At 47.3% G+C, this 19,000-nt stretch carries 10 protein-coding genes; 6 read left to right on the top strand and 4 right to left on the bottom strand.

The window, feature by feature from the left end:
• Positions 1–27 precede the first annotated feature (27 nt).
• On the bottom strand, positions 28–4,314 hold the full coding sequence (locus ACK8OT_RS14980) for a VanZ family protein (protein WP_410197325.1): 4,287 nt from the start codon (positions 4,312–4,314) through the stop codon (positions 28–30).
• A 292-nt stretch (positions 4,315–4,606) separates the two neighbouring features.
• Between ACK8OT_RS14980 and nagE the strand changes: the two genes are divergently transcribed.
• The 4 genes from nagE to ACK8OT_RS14960 all read left to right on the top strand — a co-directional run bounded on the left by nagE (position 4,607) and on the right by ACK8OT_RS14960 (position 8,852).
• The gene (nagE, locus tag ACK8OT_RS14975) at positions 4,607–5,974 is read left to right on the top strand and encodes an N-acetylglucosamine-specific PTS transporter subunit IIBC (protein WP_410197324.1); all 1,368 of its coding nucleotides are present in this window, start codon (positions 4,607–4,609) and stop codon (positions 5,972–5,974) included.
• 147 nt (positions 5,975–6,121) lie between these two features.
• Entirely contained in the window at positions 6,122–6,793 is a 672-nt protein-coding gene (locus ACK8OT_RS14970) for a response regulator transcription factor (protein ID WP_410197323.1), read from the top strand.
• Between the two features lie 23 nt (positions 6,794–6,816).
• Positions 6,817–8,145, top strand: a complete 1,329-nt coding sequence (locus tag ACK8OT_RS14965; protein ID WP_410197322.1) for an ATP-binding protein — start codon at positions 6,817–6,819, stop codon at positions 8,143–8,145.
• A gap of 362 nt (positions 8,146–8,507) precedes the next feature.
• Positions 8,508–8,852 (top strand): hypothetical protein, encoded by a 345-nt coding sequence (locus tag ACK8OT_RS14960; protein ID WP_410197321.1) that lies wholly within the window; start codon positions 8,508–8,510, stop codon positions 8,850–8,852.
• Positions 8,853–8,967: 115 nt separating this feature from the next.
• Here ACK8OT_RS14960 and ACK8OT_RS14955 read toward each other — a convergent pair whose 3' ends face one another.
• Positions 8,968–10,920, bottom strand: a complete 1,953-nt coding sequence (locus ACK8OT_RS14955) for a S8 family serine peptidase (RefSeq protein ID WP_410197320.1) — start codon at positions 10,918–10,920, stop codon at positions 8,968–8,970.
• 331 nt (positions 10,921–11,251) lie between these two features.
• Here ACK8OT_RS14955 and ACK8OT_RS14950 point away from each other — a divergent pair, with 331 nt between their 5' ends.
• On the top strand, positions 11,252–11,737 hold the full coding sequence (locus ACK8OT_RS14950) for a VOC family protein (protein WP_410197319.1): 486 nt from the start codon (positions 11,252–11,254) through the stop codon (positions 11,735–11,737).
• Positions 11,738–11,840: 103 nt separating this feature from the next.
• Here ACK8OT_RS14950 and ACK8OT_RS14945 read toward each other — a convergent pair whose 3' ends face one another.
• A complete protein-coding gene (locus ACK8OT_RS14945) occupies positions 11,841–12,737 on the bottom strand; it encodes a hypothetical protein (RefSeq protein WP_410197318.1) in 897 nt (298 codons plus the stop codon).
• Positions 12,738–12,993: 256 nt separating this feature from the next.
• On the opposite strand from ACK8OT_RS14945, the gene ACK8OT_RS14940 reads away from it, so the two are divergent.
• On the top strand, positions 12,994–14,307 hold the full coding sequence (locus tag ACK8OT_RS14940; protein ID WP_410197317.1) for an ABC1 kinase family protein: 1,314 nt from the start codon (positions 12,994–12,996) through the stop codon (positions 14,305–14,307).
• Positions 14,308–14,403: 96 nt separating this feature from the next.
• Here ACK8OT_RS14940 and ACK8OT_RS14935 read toward each other — a convergent pair whose 3' ends face one another.
• Positions 14,404–18,969, bottom strand: a complete 4,566-nt coding sequence (locus ACK8OT_RS14935; RefSeq protein ID WP_410197316.1) for an ATP-binding protein — start codon at positions 18,967–18,969, stop codon at positions 14,404–14,406.
• Positions 18,970–19,000: the final 31 nt, after the last annotated feature.

The following is a 19,000-nucleotide window of genomic DNA, read 5'->3' as shown; positions in this document are numbered from 1 at the left end:
AAGCTTAAGTTCTGTTTTTATATCAGGTTATTTGCGCCATTGCCATGTTCTTGGCTCTCCTTCTAATTGACTGTGTTGCAAGGTGATCTGTTGCTTGTCGATTTGCAAGATGAGTTGCTGACCCTTTGCACTTAGGGTCAACTGATGTTGCTGGCCTTGGCTAAATTGATGTGTGGTTAGGTTTGCTTGATCGGCCAATGCTGGCTTGAGTAAAACTAAAAACTCATCATCTTGTTGCTGCTGTGCGGGCAGTAGCTCCAAGCGCCATTGCCCGGGCTCGGGTTTTGGTTGGCGCTGTTTCTGGATAATCGTGTTTATCTTGCCTTGCTCGTCATAGTTGATGCCATCGACAAAAAATTCAAAGCCGGCTCCGCCTAAACTCATGACGTGATGGGCTGTGGGTAATAAGGGTGTAACCCAAAGTTGGCTTGGTTGTTGGCGCTCATTTTGGGCCGGGGTTTGGATCAACCACTGACCATCAGGTTGGCGCTGTGGTTGGCCGATGCTGTGCAGCAGCCAACGTTTGGTAAAGTCGGCGTTAATGGCGCTGACTTGATCGTAAACCACGGCGACATCAAGCCCTTTATCGTAGATAAATAGCCGTTTCACTTGGTTAACCCGCTGGCTGCGCGCGGAAAAATCACCTTTACCTGAGCTGGCGTTTTGGTAAGCAGGGGTTAAATCAGTATAAATGGCCACTAGGCTATCACTTTGCACTTGCTCTAATACGGTGGCGGTATGAAAGGTGTCGTATTGCTGCTGCCATTGCGCCACGCTGGTGGGGGCGGCTTGACCCCAGCCTGAGCCAATGCGGCGCTGGCCGCCGTCATTAGCAATCTCGCGTGCGGCTTGGCCGGCTTTTTTGGCCGGCATGGGCTGATTATCATCAGGGTCGGTAATGGTTAAGGTGTTATGAGCTATGGTTTGATAGCTGTAATTTAGGTGATGATCTGCGCCGTAGCCCGGGCCGTAGTAGCCGCTATCAATGGCCAATGGACTGCCCTTATACAAGGTGAAGCTGCCCTGATCTAAATGTTGATGTGACCAATAATTGTTGCCAGCGCGAAAATTCACGTAGGTTGCTTCGGCGCTTTCATCACTTCGCGCGATGAGATGGCCAATACCATCAAACCATTTTGCCCAAGGCAATGGCGCGGGGTTGCTGGCTGGGCTGAGTTCGCCCAATAACGGCCCCCAAGGCCAAGAGGTCGGCCCTAAGTGTCTATTATTTAAACGCGTTAAGCTGGTTTGATGGTTTAGCTCAATAGCAAGCGCCAATTGATCGGGAATACCGCGATCAAAGAAGCGACCGTCGCCCCAGCGGATCTGGCTTAAATCGGGCCGAATGCGATACAACAAGAAATCGGCAAAGCCTTGAATGGCGGGCTCATTAAAGAAATCTTCCGAGGTGGCTTTACGCCACATCGCGGGCAGTTGATAAATGGCTTGGCCAATGCCGATACCCACATATTCAGCACCTTCGTGCCAGCCACCTTGCTGCCCCATGACTTGACGCCAAACGGGTAAAATTTGCTCGCGCCAAGTATAAGCGGTAAAGGCCATCACAGGTTCAAATTCGGGGGCGTCTTGATAGCCGGCAATGGCGCAGGCCATTAAGGCTTGGAATGGGCTGTTGTATAGGTAGACATTGTAAGGTGACAGTTTGGCTTTGCTGATGTAATCAATGATGAATTGGCAGCCTTGTAATAACTTGCCTTGCAACTCGCTGCGCTGGGTTGGACTCCAACGTGGGTAGAGCCAATCATAGGCGATGGCCAAGGGTTTCACCTCGACATTACCGCGACCACGAAATTCGAGTGCCATCAGATCTTGATGCAATTGGTTTAGGTTCACTTGCTCTGGTTGCAAATAAGCAAGCGTCACTTGGCTGTCTAACTTACCCCGTTGGCTACGCCTTTTTTGGTCGCTTAAATAATAGCCATCTTGGCGTAGCGCTTTGATATCACTATCGCTTGGCGCGGGAAGTCGAGGTCGAGCGCTATTAAAATGCGCCAGCTTATATTCAACAGCCGCGTTGATTGGGCTGGCTTGTAGGCTAGGTTGGCTAAATTGGTGAATGCTCAGTAAGGTGCCAATAAACAATAAGCATAAAGAAAACACCGCAATCGGCCAATAGGGCAAATAGGCTGGCTCATTGCTCTGGCTGTGCTGGTGGGCATAACGATTGCGATAAAAATGAACAATAAAAATCCAACTGATCGCAGCGATGATGGCATCGGTAATATCGGGGTAGCGGCCCGGTTGACCAATCTGCAACACTTCAAGGGCAATAAACAACAGCGCAATCGCAAGGGCACAAATTAGCTCGCGTTTAATAAACCAGTTGGCATGGCTTTGCATGGCGCAAAAGGCCAATCCAAAGACCGGCCAAACCGCATTAAACATGGTGCTAGCAAAAGCTAAGTTTTGCAGTTGATAGAAAAACGGCGACCAGTTAAATGGTTGGATCTCACCGCTACTGGGCAAGAGTGCTTTGATCAGCAGCCACGCCAATATAATAAATGCCAGCACAGAAAACTGTCTCGGACTGGTTTGTTGGCCAAGGCTCGCCAGCAATATGGTGACGCTCGCCAGCACACTTCCCAATACTAAATCTAAGCCCAGCTGGTGAAACAGAATAAAGGGGTGAACCAAGGTTATCAGCAGAGGCAACAACCACGCTAAATAGCGTTTCTGGGGGAGCAATATGGCGCGCAGTACCAGCCCCATAATGAGGTGCTGTAAGTAAAAGCTCACCAGTTTAAAGAGACTAAAATCATGTAAATGAGGCTGCAATAGGGGCTTGATTGCCTGCCAGACCCCATAGGGACTTAAATTTGGTTGTAATGGACTGAAATAGCCGATCATTAAGCTGGCTAAGGTAGCGATGCCCAATAGAGCGCTAGGGCTATCAACCACAAAACGAGCTCGCCACTGAGATAATTGGGCGAGGTAGTCGCTGTTGGGGTGGTAGCGGGCGGCCAATAGGCTACCTAAACCTCCCCCTAAGGTGTTGAGTAATAAGTCTAATTGCGAGGTATTGCGCTCGGGTAAAAAGAACTGCAAATATTCAAGGCAGTAGCTGAGCAAGCCCGCCCAGAGCAGCACCCATAAATGGCGCTTAGCAACGCTGCTGTAAAGATGTTGGTGCAGCATAAAACCAAATGGCAGGTAGATAACGCTGTTAACTAAAATATCCGTGCTACTGAGTCCCGAAGGCGCGCTGGTAAACACCGACCACAAGGCGGGCATTGCCATGCTCTGCCATTGGTCAAATGGGAAAAGGGTACCGTAGGCAATTAATATGGCATAAAGGATCAAGGGCCAAGCACTGATGTGTAGGCTGGTATTTGCTCCCTGCCCGTTAGGTGACGCAGAGGCCATCGGATCCGGGAGCGGGTTTTGTTGTTGGCTGGTGGTGCTAACTTGAGTTAAGGGCTGCTGTGAAAATTTTCGCAGTTGCACTAAGGCCATCATCAACACGACATAAAGCGGCAAAGATGCGCCTAGCAGTAAGATGGTGCTGTGTGTTTCTTGGCGACCTAAGCCCAGCATGAAACTTAAGGCGGCAAATTGGTGACCATACTTTTCTACTTCGCTTTGTGTGCTGATAAGTAACAAGGCAAAGCATGCCAGCCAAGCAACCAAATACACCAACACGCGCTGGCCTAAGGGCTTGGCTTGGCTCAGCCTTTGACTGGCACCAAATAGCACCAAGCAAGCCGCTATGATACCCACTAAGCCATAGGGTTGGCGCAATAGCTCGGTAATGTTGTCGGTGGCCGCAAAAGGGATGATAACGGCATAGCTATAGCCAAATACAAATGGCGCGATGGCAATCCAAAGCCAACGAGAGGAGGCTGCGGCAGTGGTCAGCAGCCAGCACAACTGGACCAACCACAGCCATGCGATAAAACGCATGAGTAATTCCGTTTCCCAAGGCCAGTCTAAAATGGGACTGCCTAAAATATCGAACAAGCTTTCTGCTGCCACTTGGCTACTTAAAAACAGCCACAGTAAAAAATGGCTTAATAGCAGCATTGATATCATGGCCTGAAAACTCAGTTGGGCTCGTAGCAGGCTAATAGGAAAAACAAAGGTGAGGTAAAGCGCGCTAACAAAGGCTGCACTTAAGCCTATGATATGAGATTGCGAGACGAGTTCAGTGAGGTTTTTACCTAGCGGCAAAAATGGCATAAAGAATAACAGGGCTACACCCGTGGCAAACAAAGGCAACAAATGCAGTATTTGATGGCGCACCAGCGGCCATAACGGGGCATAGGCTAAATGTGATGAGGCTGGTGGTGTGGCCATAAGCATCCCTGCACTAACTTTCTCAATTAGTACCAGTTTAGTCATAACTGGATTAGCTTGGACGGGATAGATTAAAAATTGTTGATTGCAGCGGATTTATACGGGGCAAACTGTCGGCGAAGAAAGCGTCGTTGTATTCAGAAATTTTTACTTGTTTTATCTGGTTAATCACCTGCTATATCACACTTTTAATCTTTCAATCTCAACATTAAGTAGAGTTAATGTTGGCCAAGGGATGACTTAATACGGACTTTTTTATGCTGCATTGGACATTAGCATAAGGAGTTCACCGATGAATATTTTGGGTTATCTACAACGGCTAGGTAAGGCATTAATGCTACCTATTGCCACTTTGCCCGTGGCGGGATTATTACTGCGCTTGGGCCAACCAGATGTGTTTGCCATGCCATTTATAGAGGCCGCCGGCAGTGCGATTTTTTCGCAAATGCCGATCCTCTTTGCTGCTGCGATTGCTGCGGGATTAAGCAAAAACAGTGATGCGGCTGCCGCCTTGGCGGGCATGGTAGGTTATTTTATCTTAACCGAGGCGCTAAAGGTGCTCGACCCTGCTCTTAACCTAGGGGTATTTGGCGGGGTAATGATAGGAGTACTGGCGGGGGAGTTATATAACAAGTTTCATGACATTCGCTTACCAGAGTTTTTAGGCTTCTTTGGTGGCAAGCGCTTTGTGCCGATCATTACTGGGCTGAGTGCTTTGGGCTTGGCGGTATTGATGAGTATCATTTGGCCACCTGTAAGCGCAGGTATTGATGCCTTTAGTAACTGGATGCTGGCCAGTGAAGTGGGTGGCAAGTTCGGTTATGGCTTTGTTAACCGGTTACTGATCCCCGTGGGCTTACACCATATTATCAACAGTATTGTCTGGACCGTAATGGGCGAGTACAACGGGGTAACCGGTGAAATGCTGCGCTTTGCGGCAGGGGATCCAGATGCTGGCTTAATGTTGTCCGGCTTCTATCCGGTATTGATGTTTGCTTTGCCGGCCTCGTGTTTGGCGATTTATCACAGTGCCCGTAAGGAAAACCGTCCAGCGGTGGGTGGCATGTTGTTAAGTATTGCCTTTACTGCATTTTTAACCGGCATTACCGAGCCAATTGAATATACCTTTATGTTCTTGGCGCCGGTGTTGTACTTCATTCACGCTGTGCTGACTGGGGTCTCTTTGGCTGTTGCGGCGGCGCTTGATATTCATATGTCGTTCGGTTTCTCGGCGGGCTTGATTGATTATGTGTTGTTCTTTAATGCGCCCGCGGCGAAAAATGCATGGATGCTGGTGCCGTTAGGCTTAGCCTTTTCTTTGGTTTACTACAGCTTGTTTATGCTGGCGATCCGTATCTTCAATATTCAAACGCCGGGTCGTGAAGAAGCAAGCGTCACCGAGCAAGCTAATGATTTAGACAGCTCTGAACTGGCTCATAGTTATATCAGAGCGTTAGGCGGCAAGGCCAATTTAACCCAAATTGATGCTTGTATTACCCGCTTGCGCTTGAGCATAGCCGACAAAAGCCAAGTGGATGAAGCTCAGTTGAAAGCCCTAGGTGCCAAAGCCGTGGTGCACGTAGGCGATAAAAACCTACAAGTTATCCTTGGCCCAATGGCGGAAATCATCGCCGGTGAGATGAAGGCGATTAATGTGTGAATCATGGTGCATGATCTTGTGTTTGGTCATGCACGATGTGAGTAACGGTAACCAAGCGTTACTCCTTTCCTTTGGTGGCCAATATTGGCCACCTTTTTTGTTTGTAAATGGTATATTAAGCAAGGGTTTAGCAATACTGGGTCAAAGATGAAAATATTGGTAATTGAAGACGATATAACGACTCGAGGTTTTGTGGTGACCGCCTTACGCCAAGAAGGCTTTGTGGTGGATGAGGCCGGGCAAGGCCGCGAAGGTTTGATGATGGCGACCAGTAGTGAGTATCAGCTGATCATCTTAGATCGCATGTTACCTGAACTAAATGGTATGCAAATATTGGCGGCGCTTCGTGCGGCTAACATTGCGACCCCAGTGATTATTTTAAGCGCCATGGACAGTATCGAAGACAAGGTTGCGGGTCTGAGTGCGGGCAGTGATGATTATTTAACTAAGCCGTTCGCCTTGGCCGAATTATTAGCGCGGGTAAATAGCATGTTGCGACGTCATCGCCCGGCGGTTGCTGCTACTCATGAACTCACGATTGGACCCGTTCGCTTGAACTTACGCAGCCACAAGGTAGATGTGGCGGGCGCGCCGCTAAAGCTGCAACACAAAGAGTTTATTTTACTGCATTACTTAATGGAGCATGCGGGTGAGGTGGTGTCACGCATGCGTTTGTTTGAAGCGGTATGGGATTATCACTTTGATCCTAAAACCAATGTGATTGACGTGCACATAGCTAATTTACGCAAAAAACTAGAAGCGGCAGGTGCCAAAGACTTAATCGAAACCGTACGCGGAGCGGGTTATGTTATTCGCTAGGCCTTTATTATACGGAGCTAGTCATGGCGGCCATTAGCAGTGATGTGCTCTATCGCTCCAGTGTTTTAAAGCTGCTGCTTTGGTTCGGTGGGGGCTTGTTTTTAGTGATGAGCCTGTTAATGCAGCAGCTGTATCAAAACTCCTTGCATACCTATCAGCAAAGTTTGGATGACTTGCTGCGCCAAGAAACCGAGTTGTTTAACCAGCTGGCGTCAGTGGCTGATACGCAAGTGATCCGCGCCAATATTGAAACCCGCCGCAAAAGTAGCTTGTATTACTATTATCTCGGTCAAGGCTCGCAGCAAGATGACAAGGCTGTTGTGCCTGATTATCCCGCTATCGCTAATGTGCAATCTGGCTCGCAGCGCCAAGGCATGCGTGCCACTAAGGTGACCTTGCATGATGGTACGCCTTTAGTGATAGGCATAAGTGAGCAGGTTTATAAGCAATTCCAAAATAACCTTAATGTGCGATTTTTATGGGCGACCTTTGTACCTTTTATGGGGGTGTTTGCGGCGGCGGTGTGGTTTGCTTTGAACATTTTAAATCGCTTGAACAAGGTGAATCAGAGCATGAATCAGGTGATGTGTGGTGAGCGAGGCGTTAGGTTAAAAGTGAGTGCCGCCACTGACGAATTTGATTTGTTGGCCATTCATTTGAACACCATGTTAGCGCAAATGGAGCAAAATGAAGCCAGATTACGCTCCCTCACCGTCGATATTGCTCACGATTTGCGCACGCCTATGGCAAGGCTGAAATTAAGGGTGGAAACCTTACTTGAGCAAGGTGAATTAGCCTCGCATCAGGAGCAAGAGCTGCGTTATTTGCAGCAAGACTTTGATCAGTTACTGAATACTTTTAGTGGCATGATGGAGTTGTATAATTTGAACCAAGGTCGTACTCAAATTCGTCTTGAACCCTTAGATCTTAAGCCGATTATTTTAGATGTGCTGGATTTTATGGAGCCATGCGCCAAGGAAAAGGCACAAGCCTTGAGCTATCGATGTGATGTGTCTTGCTTAGTGATGGGGAACCGCAACTTGCTGTTTCGGGCTATCTGCAACTTAGTCGATAATGCCATTAAATACACTCAAGTGGGCGGTGAGATAGAAATTGCCTCCGATTGTTTTGGTGTGCTGGTGGCCGACAATGGCCCAGGGATTGCGGATAAAGATAAGGCTCGGGTATTGGATCAGCTGGTACGGTTAGATCCGAGTCGTACTAGCTCAGGTTTTGGTCTTGGCCTCGCCTTTGTCAATACGGTGGCGCAGCTTCATGCGGGTCGTATTGTGTTGTCTGATAATTACCCCGGACTGCGGGCAAGGCTGATGTTAAATCGCGCTGAGGCGTGAACTATTTCGCTTTATCACAGTTTAGAACCACAGCTTTACATCAAGTAGGTTGCCCCTTAATTTGTTTTTATATATAACAAAAATGTCATTTTATCCAAACTTATGCGTTCAAGTAGGGAGTCTTCACAGGGCGAGCGCATGAGTGAACAAAATGCCATCAACCAAGCGAACAAAGTGGAATTTTCTTATACGAAACGCCGTGAAATCATCCCTGATGGCTTAACTGCCGCATCCTTGCGGCAGATATTCGTCTAAGAAAACGCCACTAAACGCTCAAAAAATATTCATGCGTTTGCCTAGGGAGTCTTCATATTTCCCTATGGGCAACGTGTTATCAAAATCAGATTAAGCAAGGGAAAGATATGAATAAAAAAGCATGGGTGTTAGGACTAGGCTTATTATTTTCTGCGGCTAGCCAAGCATCGGTTGATGAAACGTGCTCCGAAGCGGCGGCTAAGGTCAATAGCGTGATAGAAAGTTGGCATGGCATTGTGGTGGAATACAATGCGCAGGATAAAAACCCTTCTGTACTTGCTATGTATGAAGATTTTCAAGCCGGTAAGTTAGAAGCTAATTTCAATACGCAATGTCAGCAAAAGTGGGCGAACAATCAGGATGTATTTGAGTGCTTCACTGGTGTGCGCTCTGAAATGGGCGCGGCGATGTGCACTCACCCAGATACCAATAAAAATGATTGGCAATATTAATCGCTAAACGTATTGTTTTGCTGCTATTTGTAAGTTATCAATGATTCCCCTCAATCACAGTCAGTTGCCGTGATTGGGGGGAATATGTTTGTTAATAAACAAGCTTAACTATGTATTATAGTGCCTGCCAAGGACCCCAGCGGTGAGCGCCTGGCTCTTCCCCTCGGTTCCACCATTTAGCGCGGTATGCTTGGCCATTAAACTCAACCTTATCACCCGCGACATAAACACGGCCTGCTTGCCACGGTGTTAAATCAACCGGTGCTGGCGTTGGTGCCACTGTCGGTAGTGGCGTTGGCGCTACTGTCGGTAGCGGAGTTGGCGCTACTGTCGGTATTGGTGTTGGCGCTAATGTCGGTAGTGGCGTTGGTGCTACTGTCGGTAGTGGCGTTGGCGCAACTGTTGGCTCTGCAGTTGGTGTTATGGCATTACCCAGTTTTTGCCATGGTCCCCATAATCCTACCCCAGGTTGCTGATTGCGGTTCCACCATTTCGCTTGATATAAGACGCCATTTAAGGTGACTTGATCGCCCTTAACATAGACTTGATCCGCTGACCAAGTGCCGCTTACCACTGGCTCTGGCGTTGGAGTCGGCACAGGCGTTGGTCGTGGTGTTGGCGCTATGGTTGGCTCAACACTTGGCTCAGGCGTTACATCCGGTAATTTACCCGTGCGCACAAAGTCGAGTGTGGCTTTAGCATCTACGATACCTGTACCACAGTCGATACATTCGTTTGCATTAGGAAAATCACGCGAGGTTTGCTTCAATATCGCTTCAACTTGGTCTGGTGTAATAGCTGGATTGGCTTGATACATTAATGCCACCAAACCTGCGACATGAGGAGCAGCCATGCTGGTGCCTTGATAAAAAGCATAGCCTTCTGCTTCAGGACCTTTCTTACCGGTATTGACGGTTGATAGGATGGCCCATTGACTGGTCGAGTAATTTTTTTCACCACCGGGTGCAGCTACATCAACCTCGGGACCAAAGTTAGAATAATAAGCCTTAGCACCAAAGTGATTGGTTGAGGCCACAGTGATTACGCCCACGCAGTTTGCAGGCGTAATATTGCGGGTAAGGGTATCACTGTTACCGGCTGCCACAACGATGGTTGCGCCATTGGCGCGGGCGGTATCAATCGCTGTCTGGGTGGTACGGTTACATGCCCCGCCACCGCCTAAAGACAAGTTAATAACTTGAGCAGGGTTTTTGTTACTTGGCACGCCCGGTACAAAGCCACCGGCAGACCAAGTGATACTGTCAGCGATATCCGATGAATAGCCACCACAACGACCTAAGGTACGAACCGGAACTATCTTGGCTTGATGGGCAATACCAGCAATACCGATGCCGTTATTGGCGCGTGCCGCTATGGTGCCAGCTACGTGAGTACCGTGCCAAGAAGAATCTTGGGCGCGATCATTGGAGCGACAAGCCCATTTTTCGGCCCAGTCGCCGGGATCGGAAGCGTCGGCATCGCGGCCATCACCGTCGTTGGCCATGGTGGTATTTGAGATGAAGTCATAGCCCGGTAAGACGTTGGCATCAAGATCCGAGTGGGCACTGATACCTGTGTCGACAACGGCAACTACTACGCCTTTACCGGCATCTTGTGGCCATGAAGAGGTTAAATTAAGACCACCATCGCCTGCTCCCAGTGACCATAATTGCGCCATTTTAGGGTCATTAGGCAATTGGTTAAACGGGCGCATGATGATATCGGCTTCAGCGTAAGCGATTTCTGGGTCGGCGTTTAATTGCTCTAAAACGGCCGCTAGCTCAGCTTCATCATAGGCTTGGTCTAATTGATAAACTGCTTCACCGGCTGCGGTGGTGCGCTGAAAATCGGTCTGTGCAGTTAGGTGTTGTGATACGGTAGTTTGTACATCGTCTTGACGAAATTGCATTACATCGGCACGCATCACTCCATAGCTGGGCTGCTTGTATTTGATAATAATGCGATCGGTTAAGTCACTAGGCGTTAAGGTGTTATCGGCGGCCATGGCAGCACTCGACAACACACACGATACCGCCAAGGCGACGGCTGAACGAGCGGTGTTATTCATCTTTCTATCCCTGAAAAGTGAGTTTGATTTACAACCTGTTAACAAGTTGCTTAGCTTGGAATGTAACGCAAACTATTGGTGAATGATATAAATCTTGGTTGTAAATATTGCTAATTATGACGTGGTGCAAAATTAATCACTGTTAAGTTTCTAGGTGTATTTATATTTGTTTGTGTATGTTTTTTATTGCTGTGACTCGGACGACCTGAGATAACTTAGTATTTCGATTTGTAATGATTTGGATGATGATTGATAATTTTTGTTAATTCATTGTCTCCCTTATAGTGACGGTATCGAAACAAGGTATTCTCAGTAGCATTTGGAGCAGATAATGAAAATGAATCACGTCGGGATCATGGTTGGCGATATGGATCAAGCCGTCGCTTTTTATACCCAAGCACTTGGACTAAATATTGTGATGAACAATACCAAGGTGACAGAAGAGCGTGAGACAGCCATTGGCCGCATGTGTATTGCGGTATTTGGTGAAGGCTTTGAAGGCTTTAACATTGCCCACTTAGTGACTTCTGACGGCATTGGTGTGGAGCTGTTTGAAATGAAACAACGCCAACAACGCCATCAAGTCGACTTTACTCGCTTAGGCATTTTCCATTTCTGTTTACAAACCGACGATTTTGCTGGTGTGATTGAGCGCACCGAAAAGCTAGGCGGTAAAGTACGTATGGATATTATGCGCTACCACCCTGAAGATGACAGTAAGCAAGCTAAGATGGTTTATTTAGAAGACCCTTTTGGTAACTTGTTTGAACTGTATTCACATAGTTACGAAGAAACCTACGCCAGCGATTATGAGTAGCAGTTAGGTTAAGCACCTCATTCGCTAGATGGCTTTATTTGCGGGGACAGGTTATGGCTGCCCCGCATTTTTGCTCTATTGAAACCGCTTTTTGTAAAGAGGTCTACTGCTGGCGGTCTGATTTGTCGGTCGGCGTCTGTGGGTTTTTATCAGCTAATAAATCTTGTAAAAAAGCCATCTCATCTTGGTCAATGATCTCTTTACTGGTTTGAGGTTTACTGCGGTTAGCGCGGGATAATCCGCGTAAATAGGCGGTGCGGCCAATTTGGTGAAAGCCATAAAAAGCAAAGATGTACACCGTGACCAGCAAACAAAAACTGGTGATGGCTTGAAACGGCATTGACGGTGGTAATCCGGTATAAAAAGGATAGTAAATCAGTGCAACACGGATCACCCAGTTGAGCAATATCCCGCTAACGAGCAAGTATATCCAGCGTAAGCGAATTTGATATAGCTCCCCATCGGTTGCAGGGCGCTGGTGCTGAGATGTTTTGATGAGCCGGAAAATATGGATAAAGTAAAAAGCACTTTGTAGCAGTGTAAGTAGGGGTAACACCAATGCAAAGAACTCAATAAAGCGAAGATCATCTAGGTTACGAATCTGGCTAAGATCGGCCGTGGTGAGTACTTGGTAGGCAATGAGTGCAAAAATGACCAATGCGATAATCAGCGCCGGAGCAAAGTGTTTGCGGTATTGCACCTCTGCATTAGGCTGTAAGCTTGTTTTACTGTAGCAATAAACCAAGGGCATGAGTACGAAATAGGTGGGGTAAACTAAGGGCAGTAGCCAATCGAATAACGATGGCATGAGACCCTTGTGAATTAACCCTGTGATGAAGTACCAGCCGATTAAGGCAAACAGAAATGGCAATAATCGATTTGCTGTTGAGTTTAATTCTAATGAAAACCGTAAGAATAGTGCCACCGCAAAACAGTGCAACCCACCTAGAATAGAAAGCCACCAATATGCTTGGGTAAACAACGCTTGATAGTCGGCCATGAGCTCCTCGGTTATGTGTTACTTGTGGGTAAGGTTGCTGTCGGATTGTTATAGCCTACCAATGATATCGCTGATGGTCATCTTTGTGTTTGTTTTTCCTCACTTGAATATGGCATGAAGCGATGAGTTTTGCCCCTTGAGATGGTTCGATGGTAGCGCGATGAGCAAAAAGGCGGGTTGTTTCGTAGTATGTTGGCTATCGGATGAAAATCATGAGCCTAGTTTTAATGCTCAGTAGAAATGGAAACGGCAATTTATGGCACAAAAAGAGGGCACTAAGGTGCCGGTTTCGCGCTTAGCACGGCTATCCAAGATGGGTGCATTAGTGGCTAAGGTTGCGGGCAATGTGGCTTATCAAGGGGCACAAGAGTGGCGTAAGGGGCAAAGCCCTTCGCTGAATCAATTATTGCTGCAGCCAAAAAACATTGAGCAGTTAGCGCAAAAACTGTCCCATTTACGCGGCGCGGCTATGAAGCTAGGGCAATTGTTATCAATGGATGCCGGTGAACTATTGCCTGCTGAGCTTAGTGGGTTATTGGCTCGGCTACGCAATGATGCTGAGCCGATGGCTCATAAGCAATTAGTCGCGATACTGGCGGCGCAATGGGGGCCTAATTGGATTGATAAGTTTAGCCATTTTGAATTGCGCCCGTTTGCGTCAGCGTCTATTGGTCAGGTGCATTTGGCTTATGATGAAACGGTGAAAAAGTGTGCGGTGAAGGTGCAATATCCGGGGATAAAAGACTCCATCAGCAGCGATGTGGATAATGTGGCTAGCTTGTTGAAGTTATCCGGATTATTGCCTAGTCATCTCAACTTAGCTCCCTTGTATCAAGAGGCAAAACAGCAACTGTTGGCCGAAGCGAGTTACTTAACCGAGGGGCGCTACATTAGCGCTTATCAGGCCCAGCTTAAATCATCTGAGTTTGTTTTACCGGTTGTGGACACGGATTTGAGCAACGACGATATCTTGGTGATGTCTTATCTGGAGGGCGTCGCCATCGATACTTGCACCAATCAAAGTCAGGCTGTATGCGATAGTCTAGCCAGTCGTTTAATTGGCTTGTTTTTTCAAGAATTGTTTGGTTTTAAGTTAATGCAAACCGATCCAAACTTTGCCAATTATTTATATCAGCCTGATACCAATAAAATCGGCTTACTGGATTTTGGTGCAACCCGAGCCATCCCCGAACACATTAGCCAAGGTTACTTAGCGCTGATCAATGCAGGGGCGCAGCAAGATCAATCAGCCATGTTAGATGCGGCCAGAGCCATTGGCTTTTTTAAACAAGACATAGATCCGCATTATCTCGAACAAGTGCTGACCATTTTTGCCTTAGCTTGTGAGCCATTGCGCCACGATGGGCCTTATCATTTTGGTCAGAGTCAACTAGCGCAGCGCATTAAAGCCGCGGGAATGGCGGTGAATCGAGATAAATCTCAGTGGCACACGCCGCCAGTGGATGCGTTATTTATTCATCGTAAGTTAGCGGGGCTATATCTGTTAGCAGCCAAGTTAGATGCCAAAGTAGATGTGCGGGAGCTGTTTGCGGCTTACCGGCTTGGTTAGAAAGCCTAGCTCTAGCTATCTAGTAGCCATTTTCAATAGGCAAAAAAAAGCACAGCTAGGCGAGCCTTAGCTGTGCTTTATTGGTTTGCGGATATGTTACTTCATAGGTTTAACTATGTAGAGTAGATCACCGCTTGATACCTGCTGACCACTGGTGTTCATAATACGCTCTATGCGGTATTTCTGATCATCAGGGTAAATCACAGCGCCTTTGCGGTTAAAGCCGCCTAGCGTCACTTTCGAGAACATCTTCATCGCTTCCATTAAGCCTAAGGTTTGGTTAATGGTCACTATGTCACCTTCTTTCACAAAGTCAGGTTCACTTGGTGACGATGCGGTGTAGAAGATACCTGCGCTTTGCGCAATAACTTTCAGCTCGTCAGATCCTTCAACCTTGATAGAGTCAGCATTTGATGCGCCCGCTACCGTTGCTGCCGCTTCCATTTCTGCGATTAACGCATCTTGGTCTAGCTCTGCCATCAACTTAGGTAGGTAGTTGGTGTCGTAAACGCCTGCGCGGAAGGTTTCGTCTTTCAAGATACGCTTCAACAACGGAATGTTGGTTGCGATACCTTTGATGACCACAGAATCAAGGTAAGCGTATAGCTTCTCAACCGTGTCTTCACGATCTTTACCCTTGATGATGATTTGAGCAATCAAGCTGTCGTAGTAAGGTGATACTTCTTTGCCTTCTGCGATCATCGCCATGATTTCAACGTCATCACGCTCAGGTAGCACGCATTCAGTTACTAGGCCAGGGTTTGGCACTAGCTGCATGATGCCTTTTGAGTCCATTGCGGCTTTTTCGGCCGTGACACGTACTTCAATCGCATAACCGTCTTGGACTGGCTGCATGCTTTCGATGCTTTCACCCGAGGCGATTTTGTATTGTGCAGAAACAATATCAATACCAGAAGTCGCTTCGGTTACAGGATGCTCTACCTGCAGACGGGTGTTCATTTCCATGAAGTACACGTCGTTGGCATCGAGGTCGTAAATAAATTCAACCGTACCCGCACCAAAGTAGTTCACTGCATCAGCAATGGCTGCGGTGTACTTGTACACGCGCTCTTCCAGATCTTTTGGCAGCATAGTTGAAGCAGATTCTTCGACTACTTTTTGGTTGTTGCGCTGCACCGAACAGTCACGTAAACCTAGTACGCGCGTGTTACCGAACTTGTCACGTAATAGCTGCACTTCGATGTGACGTAGTGAGGTGACGTATTTCTCTAGGTATAGGTCGCCATTACCAAAGGCGGCACGCGCTTCAGCACTGATTTGCTGGTAAAGCTCGTACATGTCTTCGGCTTTTTCAACCACTTGAATACCTTTACCACCACCGCCGTTTACGGCTTTTAGTAGCACAGGGTAGCCAATCTTCTCGGCGATATCTTCGGCTTGTTCAGCGCTGCTCAGAATACCATGTGAGCCGGGTACGACAGGTACATTGTTGTCTTGCGCGGTTTTGATTGCGTTAGACTTGTTACCCATGGTCGACATGCTTTGTGTGCTTGGACCGATAAAGTTAATACCGTGATTCACACACATGCTGGCAAATTGTGGGCTTTCCGATAAGAAGCCGATACCTGGGTGGAGAGAGTCAACTTGCTCGTGCTCGGCAACACGTAGTACCGAGTAACCGTTTAGGTAACTTTCATCCGAGGTATTACCACCTAGACAAACTAGACGGTCTGTAGGGCGTAGCATGTCAGCAGGTACAGAAGTCATATCTGGATCGGAAGCCACTAATACCACGTCGATGTTGTTTTCTTGTGCCTTACGGATCAGCTTCACTGCGGTACAGCCACGCGCGTGGATCAAGGTGCGCTTAACGGGTTTCATCAGTTCAACTGGGTCAACTGATTTCACTTCATTTAGCTCGGCATCGGGCTGTGGCACAAAACCAGATAGGGCACGGTTGATCACTTCTTCGATGGTATTGGTTGGCATTGGCATCGCCACATCAATATCACGCAGTTTTTGATCTAGGTCGTCTGAGAATGGGTTTTTAACTAGACCCGCCATTGAACCTGGAGTAACCGATAGGTAGTTAGACAAGGTTGACGTTGATGGCAGGTAAGCAGGTACCACCATTTGTCCAGCAAATGGCATGTTGGTGCCCGACAAATAGTAAGTTTGCGCGAGTGGGTGGGTCACGAAGCTCGCTTGTGCACCACCGGTACAGTCACCGTAGCCAAACATCACGATAGGCAGCTCATTATCACGTACAAAGCGCGTAATACGGTCGTTCACCACCGCCATTGAGAATAGTGCCGCTGCACCTTCTTTAGTTTGCATGCCGCCAGAGCTAATAAAGGCGATAACAGGTAGGTGTTGTTTCGCACATTCTACCAATAAGGCACAGAATTTCTCGGCACTGGCCATGTCAAATGCACCCGCTTGGAATGCGGTATTAGATACGGCGATACCAACGCGTTGGTTTTTACCTTCGCTTAGTTGGAAATCAGCAAAACCGGTGACTAAACCACAAGGTTTGATGCCTTTATCTAGGGCATCTTCAACCGATAAACGGAAACCTGGGAAATCAAGTAGGTTTGCAGTGATCATATGGCCATTGATTTCTTTAAAGTTATTAAAGAATTTGGCAATGATGTCTTGGTATTCCTTGTTGCCTTTGCGTTTTTCTTCACGAAGCAAGCCTTGAATTAACAAGTCTTGGTAACCCATGGTCAAACGGTTCCAGAAGTCTTTACGACGACCGATACGCATTGGGTTAATCGCGCCTTTGTAGCTGCCTTTGTCTTGCTCGGTTTCATAGTATTCCGGCAATAGACGCTCAAAGAAGTATGTTAAGATAACGAATAGGCTGTCGTTCAGTTGTGGGAAACCGATACTCTTCCACTGCTCAACTTTCGACAGCAAATCGCCGCGGTGTGATTGTGCAAGGAAGAACTTCAACCAGTGGTTAAATGCCGCTTTTTGCTCAGCAGGATCGCCTTTGCCGACTTTTTCTAGCGCTGCTTCGAGGGATTCGTTCATCAGTTTTGATACTGAAGTACGAGATAGCGCTTGTTTGTCCATCGCTTCTTTTGCGATGCTGGCTAGGTTACCGATAGCGATATCGTATAACTGGTTGAAAATAAGAATGTTACGACATTCTTGGATGAAGTCTTCGCGCAGCTCTTTGTGCACGATAACGTCAACAACTGTTAGCTCGTTTAGATCCGGCCAACCTTTGGTGACTGGGTTGGTTTCTTCATCTTGAAGGTAACGGATTAGCGCGCGGAAGTTATTGGTTGCGCTTGACTTCCAGCGGTTGTAAAGCGAAAGGCTTAAATTGAAAAGGAGCGCTTGTTTGGCTTTTTCAAAGTTCTCTTTTGGCTCACCTAAGATAAGCTTGGTTAGCACGTTACGCTCGGTGCCAATTTCGTCGCGCTTGGCGATGAAGTTTTTCCAGTCTTTAGCCAGTTGATCATCGTACTTGATGTTGTCTGGTGCTTCTAACCAAGATTCAAATACACGGCGTTGATCTTCCTTAATACGCGCTTTTAGGTCGCCCTCTGGCACTTCAAGTTTAGATAGACGGCCGTATTGGTCTTCAGGAATAGAGTGAATACGCGAGCGCAGCGTGAGATAACGCATATAACGATAAGCCAAACCGAAGGCATTGTTGTGTACGGTTGGGTTTTTCGCTAGATGGAATGCAGATGCTCCTTCTACCGCTTGTAGATGCTTAGAAGGCGCTAAATAGCGCGTTAAGCTGCGGTGGTAGTGCTCAAGGATATCTGGATATTTGCGTACAAATTCAATTGATGCACTTTCAATCGAGTTAATTGACGACACGATGGCTTTTTGTAAGTTGCGCTGGCGTTCGTCTTGATCAACCGGTGAGAAGTCAATGATGCCATCGATACAGCCGTTGGTGTAAAGCTCTTCTGGCGATACGCCAACAAACTTAGCACATTCTTGCCAAGATAAGTTGTACTTACGTGCGATGCTTTGTAGGCCTTTTGGTTGGATAGTATTGAAAATACCATCACGTACCGATAATAAAATGTTAGCCGTTGCCAGTGGAATAGCACCACCTGAGTAACCCACACCGATAATGATACCCACGGTTGGTACGTCAACATTGGCACTTTCGGAAATCATTTGTGAGATGCTGTGAGCTTGGTTACCGGCGTTAGCCACTTCACCCGCATCGGCTCCTGGGGTATCGATAAGGTAAACAATAGGCAATGCCATTTCTGAATACTTACGAATGGCTTTACTGGCTGCTTTGTGATGTTCTGGCATCCAAGCACCATTATTGGTGCTGCGCTCTTGGGCGATGATACCAACACGGCGAGTGTAACCACCAAAGTCTAGATCCATTTCAGCACAGTAAAATGGGCCTTGGCTGGTTTCACTGATAACTTTGCCGTTAAATCCAGAGATGACATCTTTGGCACTAGGACGTTTGTTGTCTTCAGCTGGTTGCACGGTGCGTGCGATATAGGCATCAACATCCAGTTTTTTGATGGCTTTTAAATTAGATTGAATTTTGTCATCGGCGATCAAGCCATCTAATTGGGCTACGACAGAAGGCAGACTGTTGTCAGGAAACAGAGAAAAATCTTTCGCGAGATGTTCGGCCTGGATAAATAGAGGGTCTGCGCCCTTGCTCATTTCCAGAAACGAGGATGTTGGTTTACCAGCCATACAGTATCCTTATTATTTCATACACGTATAT

The sequence above is a fragment of the Motilimonas thetidivivens genome, assembly GCF_046452435.1.
GTDB lineage: Bacteria > Pseudomonadota > Gammaproteobacteria > Enterobacterales > CBDFNC01 > Motilimonas.
This window is presented reverse-complemented; position numbering and strand designations above follow the sequence as displayed.